The following is a 12,060-nucleotide window of genomic DNA, read 5'->3' on the forward strand; positions in this document are numbered from 1 at the left end:
ATATATTGTCAGTTTTAATTGTTTTGTACAGTGTTCATAACAAGTTAACACAAGGACAAAATGATGAAAAAATTGACCATTCTAATCTCTACGCTTGTTGCTGCGACTGCGGCACATGCAGCAGGCGATACTTACATTCGCAACGGTAATATCTATACCAAGGAAAATAGTTGGATTGCTGAGTTAGGTGTTGCTGGGGTTAGTGACCTTTACAAGGACCAAAAACATAATGCGACGCTTCTTGGTAACTTTGGTTACCAAGGCGAAGACTTCAATGCGAGCCTGCAAGGGGTCAACTACCGATTCCTTGGGAATACCGGTGACATGTTCAATATGAGTGGTTACTTGGGTACTTCTGGCTTGATGTATGACCATGACACCTCTGACTTCCTAAAGGGGATGGATAAGCGCAAAGCGAGTTTGGATTTGGGTATTAATGCTGATTTCCACTTATCTCAAGGTACCATCTCTACTTACGCTCAGCATGACGTGACGGATACTTATGATGGTTACCTTGCAGGTGTCACTTACTTCTTACCTATGAGTGTAGGACGCATGGACCTTGTTCCATTTGCGGGCTTAACTTATCAGAGCAAAGACTACGTCGATTACTATTTTGGTGTTAAAGATAAAGAAGCGACTCAAACACGTAAGGCGTATAAAGGAAGTGGCAATGTCTCTTATAACCTAGGTTATAAACTGATCATGCCAATTAATGACAGTTGGGAAGTTACCCAAACGACAGCTTACACTCGCCTAGGTGACAATATCTCAGACTCTCCGATTGTTGATAGTGCTAATCAATGGATGGTGGGTGCAACCGTCGCTTATCACTTCTAATAAAAAAGTTCCGCTCGAAGCCTGACTGTATTAGTCAGGCTTACATACCTTCGTTCTTCAAGTTCCACACCATTCTGAATTTAAGTGAAACCATGCTGTCCGATTATTTTACTTTTATACGATCTCTGCCGCTTGTCGCACAGAGGGTTTATCCTGAAATCCATGGTTTAAAGAAAGTCCGATATAACGCTCGTTTCTGTTTGTGGTCAATGTTAAAACCCAATGCGCTTAAACAAATGCAGCGGTTATTTGAACACCCTGACTTTCGTCCAATTACAGAGACAAATCCAAGGATGTTTGAAAAGCCTCTAAAGCCATTTGTTTGTCTACAGTGGCGCCCTAAGCAACGCGCCATAAAAATATATGAGCATTTTCAGACGCTACACCAAATGTACGGACGCGCATTCCTCGATTTTTACTCGGAAGCAGGGTGGTGGTTGCTGGATGTTCAGGATTGCAGTCTTATCCTGTGTGCGGGTCCAGAAAGGGAAGGGTCTTTGGCTTTGAAGTTGGTCGATGAAAATAAACAGGATTTATTTACTTTAGCCTTCAATATCTCTTCGTCACCAAAACGAGAAATCCACATTGGAGCCTTGCAAGGCCCAGGCGATCATATCACTGGTCGTGGTGAAATTATTAAAAGCCTGACGCGCGGAATGCATGGGCTTCGCCCCAAAGCGCTTATGCTAGAGGTACTTCTGATACTTGCACGTGAGTGGGGTGTTGAATCGGTTTATGGTATTACCAACAAAGGCCATATCTACCAAGCACTAAGGTATACGGGCTCTAAGCGCTCAAGCATCACGTATAACTATTCTGAATTGTGGGCAGAATATGGTGGTGTAGAGGTATCAAAATATTTGTATCAAATACCTCTTTGTCCTGCTCGTAAAGATCCAAGCTCATTGAAAAAAGCCAAGCGACGCCTTTACACAAAACGTTACGCTTGGCTTGAAGAGATGCAAAAATCAATTCGAATACGCCTAGATGAATTGTTGGGCTGAACATCGATATAGAAAGTGTTTTCACGTGGTTTAAGAGGTTGGCTATCATTCGTTTTTTCACTTTATCGGGCGATGAGTGCATTTTATTTGTTTGCTATTAATTGATAATTGAGTGAAAGTAAAATTTATAATTTAGCTATCCCGAACAATGGTGTGAAAAGGTATATGGATAAATTAGCGGATATGGAATTGTTCACTCTGATTGTCAAACATCAAGGGTTGGCAAGTGCCGGCAGAGAGCTTGGATTATCACCTGCCACTGTAACAGCAAGGTTACAAGGGCTTGAAGAACGACACGGCGTTAAACTCCTCAATCGCAGTACGCGACATATCGCGCTGACAGATTCTGGCCTCAATTATTATGAGTCCTGTTTGCAGATTTTAGAAAGCGTCCGTGAAGCAGAAGCGAAATTGCAGAACACCGCTGTTCAAATAGAGGGGCAAATACGAATTTCAGCACCTAAAGATATTGGGAAGCAGTTCGTTATGCCTGCTATCGATACCTTTCAGCGGCTATATCCCAAAGTTGTGCCTCATCTATTACTGCATGATAATTTATCTAGCTTGTCGGAAAGTAACCTTGATCTTCAGATACGTTATGGTTCTCCTCCCGACAGTGGCATGATTGCCAGAAAACTAGCAGTGAGTGAACGTGTTTTGGTCGCGTCACCCGCTTATATTGACTGCCATGGTCGGCCCAATTCTCCTGAACAACTCCAAACACACCAGTGCTTATCTCTGCTGAGAAATGAGCAAGAGATGAAGCTTTGGTACTTTCAGCACAGAGAGTCTAAGAGTAATTCATCCCAGCAAGTGTGGAGTTTTCGCTGTTCAGATGATGGTGAGGTAATACGTCATTGGGCTAGAGAAGGAGTGGGAGTTGCGCTTAAATCAAGGTTAGATGTTGAGACTGATATAAAAATGGGTGCATTGCAGGTGTTATTACCAGATTTTCGCGTCGACTTTAAGCCCATTTCTTCAATGAATGACTCTGAGCTTTATGCCGTCTACCGTGACCGTAAATATCAACCTAAACGCCTCAAACTGTTTGTGGAGCACTTGATCGCTGCTTTTTCTGCTGAAGTGGATGCTTCATGAGTCATTGATTGAATTGATGCCACTGGCATATGTTTCATTTTCTTCTATTGTCACTTTTATGCAAAACAATGAAAATCTTGTAGGAGCAGGAGTAGAGATCTGTCAGACTCTCTAAAGTTTAAAAATCAAAGAGTTCAGGGAAGATCATGTTAGATGCTCAGCTTGCTCAACGAATTGTTGATCGCACAATGCCGATTATTGGTCACAACATTAACGTAATGAACAATGCTGGTATGGTCGTCGCGAGTGGAGAGAAATCACGCATTGGCCAGACCCATGACGGGGCATTGCTAGCGTTAAACAGAAAAGCGTCAGTTGAAGTCACTTCAGAAGACTGCAAACTCTTATCTGGGGTTAAACCCGGTGTTAACCTGTTACTGAAGCATAAGAATGCGATCCTTGGTGTGGTGGGGATTACAGGGGAGCCTAGTGAGATTCGTGGTGTAGCTGAACTTGTGGCAATGACGGCTGAGCTGATTATTGATCAAGCTGACCTGCTGGAAAAAGTTCAACGTGACAGGCGATATAAAGATGAATTTATCCTAGCCTGTTTAACAGGGCGTTTGACCCCATCGGAAATGCGTGATGGTGCTGAACAAATCTCAGTGAATCCGAGTGATTCATGGGAGCTACTGCTGGTCGAGATGCCAAATCAAGATAGTTCAACCACAACTCTTACGGAGCATCTGTACCAAAAGTCGGGACATCATCTCTGCGCTCACTTGTCTGCTCGCCATTTAGTTATATTTGTTCCAACTGAACAGCCTTTGAGCGTAGGCAAAGTGAACGAGTGGCTTCATTGGTTAGAGCAAATACCATGTCGAAATCTAAAGATCTCAACGGGAAAGTTTGCCCACAGTCTAGATGAATGGCAAACCGCGTACCACTCAGCGCTTCAGGTAATGAAAATAGGCAAAGCGGCGCGCCCTAAGAATGCGGTTTATCTTCTTGAAGAGTATCAGTTGCCAGTTTTATTAGCACCGTTGCATGGTACTTGGCAGGGAGAGCAACTGTCACAAATGATAGCCACCTTGACCGAGCATGATAAATCAGGCCAGCTAGTCGCGACCTTGGAGGCCTACTTTGATGCTAATGGCAGCGCAAATGATACGGCTTCCAAATTGTTTATTCATCGAAATACTCTTAAATACCGTTTGGACAAGATCACAGAAATCACCGGATTTGAGACAACAGATTTCTCTCATATGGCGCAGCTTTATCTGGCTATTCAGCTTGGTAAGCTTAGTTAAATTGTGCAAATATACAATAATTAAGTTTAATTATGATTTTATTTTGTTAGTTTGCACAGTGTTGTGGCTCTTGTTTTGTTCCATAATGTCTACAGTAACGGTGGAAAGGAATAGGCCAATATGAAGATTGTTATCGCTCCAGACTCATTTAAAGAAAGTTTATCCGCAATAGAAGTTGCTCAGTCAATCCAGACAGGGTTGGAAAAAGTATGGCCTAATGCTGAGTTTGTCAAAGTGCCAGTTGCCGATGGTGGGGAAGGGACGGTTCAGTCTTTAATTGATGCTAGTGCAGGGAAGAAAGTCTTCACTGAGGTAACAGGACCATTAGGTCAACCGGTGCAAGCTTTCTATGGTGTTTTGGGTGACAGCAAAACCGCTGTGATCGAAATGGCTGAAGCAAGTGGTTTACACCTTGTCCCAGCAGAAAAACGAGACCCTAAGATCACAACCAGCTTCGGAACTGGTGAGCTGATTAAGCACGCGTTAAATCAAGGTGTAACTAAGCTAATTGTCGGATTGGGTGGCAGCGCGACTAATGACGCTGGCGCTGGGATGCTTGCCGCATTAGGTGTTATTTTCTTAGATAAAACAGGCGAAGAGTTTGTGCCTGTTGGCGGTGCAAGCCTAGCAAACCTAGAAAGTGTTGATACTTCCAATCTGGATCCGCGGCTACGACAATGTGAAGTGGTCGTCGCATGTGATGTAGATAACCCTCTTTGTGGTGATAAAGGTGCATCTGCTGTCTTTGGACCACAAAAAGGGGCAAATGAGCAAGATGTGGCCTTGCTGGATCAGTCTTTAGAGATTTTTGGTCAAGTAACGGAAAAAAGTGCTGGTGTAGCTGTGCTTACTGCGGCTGGTGCTGGTGCGGCTGGTGGAATGGGCGCGGCTTTACTTGGCTACGCTAATGCAGTATTAAAGCCGGGTATAGAGATTGTTCTGGACACGGTTGAGTTAGAGTCAAAACTGATGGGCGCGAATTTAGTAATCACTGGTGAAGGTAAAATTGATGACCAAACGGTTCATGGCAAAACTCCCGTAGGGGTATCAAAGCTAGCTAAGCAATTTGATCTTCCTGTTATTGCGATTGCAGGTTGTACTGGGAATAATTTTCAAGCGGTCTATGAGCACGGTATTGATGCTGTCTATGCCTGTTTACCTAGGCCAATGTCGCTGCAAGAAGCATTTGATGAAGCCGCTACTAACCTAGCAAATGTTGCAGAAAACGTAGCTCGGACTTATCAGATAAGTCATTAGGTTCAGCGAATACGGCAGTGGATAGCACTGCCGTCTTTATACGGCCACTTTAGAGAGACAAATCACACACTGTTGAAACCATGCATAGTGACTCTCCAAAGTCCTAGAAATTCCCTTCGAAATCAGATATTGGTTCGATTCGAACCTTAAACTATTTTTACTACTTTTCACTAAACGAACGACATCGAACTCAAGGATCTCCTGAACTTGAGGGCAGATAGCTTTGTAGAGTGACTCTTTCGCTGAAAACAATAATGTGACCGCTTCATTTCGACTTAGACCTGTTTGAACAAGCAAGTCTATTTCCTCTTCTCTCGCAATAAAAGCCTGAGTATCTTGTACTTCCTGATCTGAAAGAACACGTTGGATATCCACGCCTAGGTGATGACCCGCTAGTTTTGTCTTCCTCTCTACGACGGCAAGCGCGTAGTTTTCACAGTGAGAAATTGAGCCAGTCAAGTGAGATGGGAAATTGGGAGAGCGATCTAAATTTATGCCTATCTTGTGCGACTCACCAAGAAGTGCCATGGCGTTTTCAGCTGCAGTGCGGCCTGCGACAAATTCAGCCTGACGTGAAAAATGTGCCTTTCGTATTGAATTGGGCAGAACACGAATTGAATAAAGTGATTTGGTAAACAGAGACTTATCGTATGAAACCATGCAAACAACCAGTTCCATTTGATTAACAGTAAATGGTAGGTGTGGAAGACTTTGAAGCCAATTTTGTTCGCTTTTAATCAGAGTGTTCATTTCTTAAATCTTTAAGCTTAACCCTTATGAAATAGGGTGGCACCATATCATTTGTGAATAGTATTGCAAATGAAAATGGTTTGCATTTATCTATTTACTGTTATATAAATCCCACCTTGTTAATTGATAGTTTTTATTGATTAACCCTATGTAAAAAGAGAGTTTAAGGGAAATAATATGCTCGAAGCTAGAAAACTAGCATTTAGCGTTGGCAACAGAAACTTGTTGTCAGATTTTGATATGAATTTTGAGCCAGGCAAGATTTATGCGCTTGTCGGTCACAACGGCTCAGGTAAATCAACGTTACTTAAACTTCTCGCACAGCAGCAAAATGCCACCAGCGGAGATGTCTTGCTACAAGGCAAATCAGTTTCCGATTGGTCAGATAAGAAATTCGCTCAGCAAATTGCCTATCTTCCTCAGCATTTACCATCGACCGATAGCCTTTCAGGAAAAGACCTAGTGAGTTTTGGTCGCTACCCATGGCACGGCTTGCTTGGGCGTTTAGATGCGAAAGATAAAGAATTCATTCAACAAGCGATGCAGATGACGGATACAGAAAAGTATGCAGACCGCTTGGTTGATACTTTGTCAGGTGGTGAACGTCAGCGAGTGTGGTTAGCCATGCTTCTGGCTCAGAGAACTCAATATCTGCTTTTGGATGAGCCCTTGTCTGCTCTGGATATCGCTCACCAAGTAGAAATGCTTGAACTAATAAAGAAACTGGCCACTGAACTCGAATTAGGCGTTCTTATCGTGATACACGATATCAACATGGCCGCTCGTTTTTGCGACCACATAGTGGCACTTCATAGCGGGAAAATGATCGCTCAGGGCTCTGTTTCTGAAGTGTTTAACGAACAGCAGCTAAACGATATATATGGTATCGAAATGCAGATCACCGACCACGCTGCAGGTTACCCGGTAGCAATGCCATGTTAAACATTAAACGAGTGGCAATCGCCTGTCTTACTACGTTGACCGCAGTAATGCCTGCCATGGCTGGAGCAGAGGTTTTACAAGATAAACTGCGAGTGATGTCCATTGACTGGTCTCAGACGGAAACCATGATCGCTCTCGGCGTTACGCCTGTGGCATCGGCTCAACAGTCGGATTACAACGACTGGGTCAGAAGTCCGAAAATACCGGATGAGACTGTGGACGTTGGTCTGCGCACTCAGCCTAACCTAGAAAGGTTATCTGAGCTAAACCTCGACACCATTTTCCTTTCTCCTCGTTTTGCTTCGCTGGAGACTCAGTTATCTCGTATTGCACCCGTAAAAATCCTTGGTCTGTATAAAGTGGGTGAGGTTAACTGGGAAGCCGTCACTGATTTCACACGCCGCATGGCAAAAGAGGTTAACGCTGATAAGCAAGCTGAACAGCTTATAGCCAATAGTGAAGCTGAATTGAATGACCTAAAAGCAACACTGCCTGACAACATAGCTCCAGTGCTTTTAGTGCAGTTTATGGACACCAAACATGTTCGAGTATTTGGTGAGAACAGCATCTATAAAGTGGCATTGGATAAGTTGGGCATTGAAAATGCTTGGGACAAAGCGACTAACGCTTGGGGTTTTGCCCTCACAGGCGTTGATAAGTTACAGGGTATCGATGCGCAGTTCATTGTCATTGAGCCTCTCCCAGCGGGCGTTAAGGAACATTTAACGCAAGATCAGTATTGGCAGTACTTGATTGAGCAAACGGGTCGTCCGGTAATCACTGTAAAACCGACATGGAGTTTTGGTGGTTTACCGTCAGCGATGCGTTTCGCTAATTTGGTCACCTCTGCACTGACTGAGGAGTTCACCCGATGAGAATCTTATCTTTGAGTCTTGTCGCGACACTCGCGGCATTTATGCTGACCATTGCAGGCTTTCAATTGAATGCCTCTGGCAATTTTTCAGCAGGCGTGAATAGCCTTTTCCAAGCAGATTCGATGTCGCCAGAATCAGTTAGATTGCATCTAACTTGGTGGCCTAGATTTTTCACGACACTGATTGCAGGTGCTGCTTTGGCTGCTGCTGGCGTACTGATGCAGCAAGTATTGCGTAACCCTTTGGCGTCACCATCCACTTTGGGTGTGGCAAGTGGTGCCAGTTTTGCCCTTATGATGGCAACCTTGTATGCCCCTTGGTTACTGACGTTTTCTAAATCACTGATTGCTTTGCTTGGTGGTGTGGGAACAATGGCACTGGTATTTGCACTGTCATGGCGTCGTGCACTGTCACCGACTGTTGTGGTGGTTTCGGGTCTGGTGATTAACCTCTACTTCGGCGCCGTCAGCACTGTTCTGTTAATGATGAATCAGGATAAGCTGGCTGGTTTAATGATTTGGGGGGCGGGTTCTCTCGTTCAGACAGGATGGTCTGATATTGCTTATCTCGCGCCAAGACTCGGATTAGCGATTGGTATTTCATTCCTCTTCGTTAAGCCGCTAACCTTGTTGGAATTATCTGAAGAAGGTGCTAAGAGTCTTGGCGTGTCTCTGGCGAAGCTGCGCGTAATATGTCTTGGTCTTGCAGTGTTACTGACATCTTGGGTGGTTGCTAAAGTTGGCGTGATTGGCTTCGTAGGTCTCGCTGCTCCAGCGATTGCTCGTGCAACTGGTGTGCATCGTCTTGTGCCTAAGTTAATCGTCTCCATGCTGTTAGGTGGTTTACTACTAACGCTTACGGATCTGCTTATCCAGCAGCTCCCAGGTATTGCCGCCATGATTGTGCCAACTGGTGCCGCAACTGCCGCATTAGGTGCTCCTCTCTTATTGTGGTTACTGCCAAGGTTGTCGATGCGCAGTCAAACCCAGACGCAAACAGTCATGACGCGTCATAGTGAGCAAGTTAAGAGCCTCAACCACCATGCCATTGCACTGGTTGCGCTCGTTATCCCAGTCGCTTTGTTTATCTTTAGTACCACTTCAATTCAAAGCTCTGGTTGGCAGTGGCTAGTGTTCTCAGGTGAGTGGAACTTGCTTGAGTGGCGTTGGCCCCGACTTGTTGCTGCCGCCTTAGCTGGTGTGATGTTGGCTACCGCAGGTACGGTGATCCAGCGTTTAAGTGGTAACCCGATGGCGAGCCCTGAAGTGATCGGCATCAGCTCTGGTACCGCTTTGGGTTTGATCATTGCCATGTTCTCTGGCATTGGCGTTAGTCTCGTTGGATTGTATTTAGGTGGACTGGTGGGCGCGATGGCATCGCTCTCCGTGATTGTTCTTTTGAACCGTAAGTCTGGCTTCCAACCTGAACGTGTACTGCTGACCGGTGTCGCTATCACAGCTTTGATGAACGCGGTACAAAGCTTTGTGTTGGCGGGCGGTGACCCTAGGAGCTACCAAGTCCTAGCCTGGCTTTCTGGCTCCACTTACTTTGTTACACAGGCGACTTTACTTCCTTTAGCGGCTGCGACTTTCGTGCTTGTTGGGTTCAGTTTCTTAACGGCTCGTTGGCTGGACATACTACCGTTGGGAGAGGCCAGTTCTCGAGCACTTGGAGTCAAAGTCGGGCAGGCGAGAGGTTTGCTATTACTGCTGGTGGCATTGCTGACAGTGAGTGCCACTCTAGTTGTTGGCCCATTGAGTTTTATCGGTTTGATGGCGCCGCATCTCGCTCGTTTGTTTGGTTTTAGTCGAGCTAGAGAGCACCTGATTTGTTCAGCGCTTGTCGGTATGGGACTAATGCTTTTCGCTGATTGGCTAGGGCGCCAAATGTTGTACCCACAAGAAATCCCGGCTGGTTTGGTGGCGTCTTTGATTGGCGGTATGTACCTGATGTGGGGACTTCGTAGACTTTAATTTTTTAGTCATGAGGGAGGCAATGCTCAGCTTTCCTCAATGCTGTTTTAAAATTTGTTGATAATGATAATCACAATAATAATCAATATATGGATTTGAGATGAAATTACTTTTTCAGTTGGCCCATAAACAACATAAAGCGCTCGCTTTGGTTATCTTGTTGAGTGTAGCAAGTGCCTTTCTCAGTATTGGCGTGATTGCTTTTATTCAATATGAACTGTTGAGTCAGACAACCAGTGTTCATAGCGCTATCTGGCAATTTGCTGGATTGCTGGTGCTTCTATTGATCACGGCGACCGTCGCGCAGGTATCACTGCACAAGTTAGGTCACCAATTTGTCTATTCCAAGCGTTGTCAATTGGTTAAGCAATTGATCAACACGGATATTGAACAAATCGAAGATGTCGGTAGTGCCGGGGTTCTGGCCTCACTGAACACTGACATTCGTAACATTACTATTGCCTTCGTTACTTTGCCGGAAATGATTTACGGCTTAGTTCTTACCGTAGTGGCATTGTCTTATCTTGCGTTCCTCTCACTGCCATTATTTGGTGTAAGCCTGCTGATGTTAGGCGCGACTGGTGTTATTGGCTATGGACTGGTGACTCGAATCACTTTCCATGTACGTCAAGTTCGTGACTTTGAAGATAAGCTTTATCACGATTATCAGGCATTGATTGACGGTCGCAAAGAGCTATCACTTAACCCAAATCGTGCTCGTCGTTATTTCGAGGATGAGTTCAGCCCAAATGCTAAGGGTTATAGAGACGAAGTCACAAGAGCGGACATCTATAATGGTTTTGCAGCCAACATGGCTAACACGATTGTACTGGCACTGATTGGTCTCAACTTTTATCTGGCGCTGGGTTTAGGATGGGCTGGTTTTGACGTCGCTTCTACTTTTGCTCTGGTCATCTTATTTATGCGTATGCCACTTATGGCGGCGGTCGGTGCGTTGCCGGGGCTGATTAGCGCCAATATCTCTATGCGTAAGCTTGAGTCGCTCGATTTAAGTGACAATGAAAATCTTGTTGAGGCTAATGAACAACCAGAAGTATTTGAAGGCATCGATCTCCAGCAAGTGACGTATGAATACCGCGCTGATGGCGATGACCGTCCGTTTAAAGTTGGCCCGATCAATTTTAAAGCTTCGAAAGGTGAGATGATCTTCATCATTGGTGGTAATGGCAGCGGAAAATCAACGTTCGCTCGTTTACTGACCGGCCTCTATCGCCCGCATACAGGTAATGTTTTCTTGAACGGTCAACCTATGACTGAGCTCAACTGGCCTCACTATCGCCAGCAGTTTTCTACGGTATTCAGTGACTTCTATTTGTTCCATCAGATTACCAATGGACAAGGTCAGGATGTTCCAGAGGCCGATATCAAAGAGTGGATGGAGCGTCTGGAAATGAGCCACAAAGTGACTCAAGAGAATGGTCGCTTGTCGGATGTTCGTTATTCACAGGGGCAGCGTAAGCGTCTTGCGCTACTGATGGCCGTTGCTGAACAGCGAGGTTGCATGCTTCTCGACGAATGGGCGGCAGATCAGGACCCTCGCTTTAGAAAAGTCTTTTACCAACAGTTACTGCCTCTGCTTAAGGAGCGTGGCGTGACTGTAATCGCTATTACCCACGATGACCGTTACTTCGATGCGGCAGATCGCATTTTCAAAATGGACAGTGGGCAACTGACAGAACTGGATACTGCGGATAAATCACAAGCTCAACAAGCAGTAGAAAGTGTCGTCGCTTAACGAAACAACAATCCAGAAAATCAAAACAATAACAACAACGATCTAGTTGAGGATATTATGAGTATTGACAGCCCAAACACAGAATTTACCGTCGTTATCAACCCACAAGAACAGTACAGCATTTGGCCTACTTATCATCCAATTCCAAATGGATGGAAAGCCGTTGGTGTTACTGGCAACAAAGAAACTTGCCTTGCCCACATTAATGAAGTGTGGACTGACATGCGTCCGAAAAGCCTGCGAGAAGCGTTAGCTGAGTAACATCACTCGCTTTTGCTTAATTTTGGTACCTGCTGTTTAGGTACCTGACATTTA

At 45.0% G+C, this 12,060-nt stretch carries 11 protein-coding genes; 10 read left to right on the forward strand and 1 reads right to left on the reverse strand.

Going from position 1 to position 12,060, the window contains the following annotated elements:
• Positions 1–63: 63 nt before the first annotated feature.
• From ompV to L1D23_RS11145, 5 genes are all read left to right on the forward strand, one after another.
• On the forward strand, positions 64–840 hold the full coding sequence (gene ompV, locus L1D23_RS11125; protein ID WP_239866772.1) for an outer membrane protein OmpV: 777 nt from the start codon (positions 64–66) through the stop codon (positions 838–840).
• 92 nt (positions 841–932) lie between these two features.
• Complete coding sequence (locus L1D23_RS11130; protein WP_239866297.1) at positions 933–1,844, forward strand: VirK/YbjX family protein; 912 nt, start codon at positions 933–935, stop codon at positions 1,842–1,844.
• Positions 1,845–2,009: 165 nt separating this feature from the next.
• On the forward strand, positions 2,010–2,942 hold the full coding sequence (locus L1D23_RS11135) for a LysR family transcriptional regulator (RefSeq protein ID WP_239866298.1): 933 nt from the start codon (positions 2,010–2,012) through the stop codon (positions 2,940–2,942).
• A 146-nt stretch (positions 2,943–3,088) separates the two neighbouring features.
• Complete coding sequence (locus tag L1D23_RS11140; RefSeq protein WP_239866306.1) at positions 3,089–4,192, forward strand: sugar diacid recognition domain-containing protein; 1,104 nt, start codon at positions 3,089–3,091, stop codon at positions 4,190–4,192.
• Positions 4,193–4,312: 120 nt separating this feature from the next.
• Positions 4,313–5,449, forward strand: coding sequence for a glycerate kinase (locus L1D23_RS11145; protein ID WP_239866307.1), 1,137 nt, complete (start codon positions 4,313–4,315; stop codon positions 5,447–5,449).
• Positions 5,450–5,485: 36 nt separating this feature from the next.
• Here L1D23_RS11145 and L1D23_RS11150 read toward each other — a convergent pair whose 3' ends face one another.
• Positions 5,486–6,199: a 4'-phosphopantetheinyl transferase superfamily protein gene (locus L1D23_RS11150; RefSeq protein WP_239866308.1), complete on the reverse strand. Its 714-nt coding sequence runs from the start codon at positions 6,197–6,199 to the stop codon at positions 5,486–5,488.
• A gap of 177 nt (positions 6,200–6,376) precedes the next feature.
• Here L1D23_RS11150 and L1D23_RS11155 point away from each other — a divergent pair, with 177 nt between their 5' ends.
• The 5 genes from L1D23_RS11155 to L1D23_RS11175 all read left to right on the forward strand — a co-directional run bounded on the left by L1D23_RS11155 (position 6,377) and on the right by L1D23_RS11175 (position 12,006).
• A complete protein-coding gene (locus L1D23_RS11155) occupies positions 6,377–7,141 on the forward strand; it encodes an ABC transporter ATP-binding protein (RefSeq protein WP_239866309.1) in 765 nt (254 codons plus the stop codon).
• Positions 7,142–7,188: 47 nt separating this feature from the next.
• Positions 7,189–8,016 (forward strand): ABC transporter substrate-binding protein, encoded by an 828-nt coding sequence (locus L1D23_RS11160; RefSeq protein WP_239866773.1) that lies wholly within the window; start codon positions 7,189–7,191, stop codon positions 8,014–8,016.
• The gene (gene fhuB / locus L1D23_RS11165) at positions 8,013–9,989 is read left to right on the forward strand and encodes a Fe(3+)-hydroxamate ABC transporter permease FhuB (protein WP_275667276.1); all 1,977 of its coding nucleotides are present in this window, start codon (positions 8,013–8,015) and stop codon (positions 9,987–9,989) included. The genes L1D23_RS11160 and fhuB overlap by 4 nt, the downstream gene beginning before the upstream one ends.
• A 100-nt stretch (positions 9,990–10,089) precedes the next feature.
• A complete protein-coding gene (locus L1D23_RS11170; RefSeq protein ID WP_239866310.1) occupies positions 10,090–11,745 on the forward strand; it encodes a multidrug ABC transporter permease/ATP-binding protein in 1,656 nt (551 codons plus the stop codon).
• 57 nt (positions 11,746–11,802) lie between these two features.
• Complete coding sequence (locus tag L1D23_RS11175; RefSeq protein WP_006962378.1) at positions 11,803–12,006, forward strand: MbtH family NRPS accessory protein; 204 nt, start codon at positions 11,803–11,805, stop codon at positions 12,004–12,006.
• Positions 12,007–12,060: the final 54 nt, after the last annotated feature.

The sequence above is a fragment of the Vibrio sp. Isolate24 genome, assembly GCF_022398215.1.
Classification (GTDB): domain Bacteria; phylum Pseudomonadota; class Gammaproteobacteria; order Enterobacterales; family Vibrionaceae; genus Vibrio; species Vibrio coralliilyticus_A.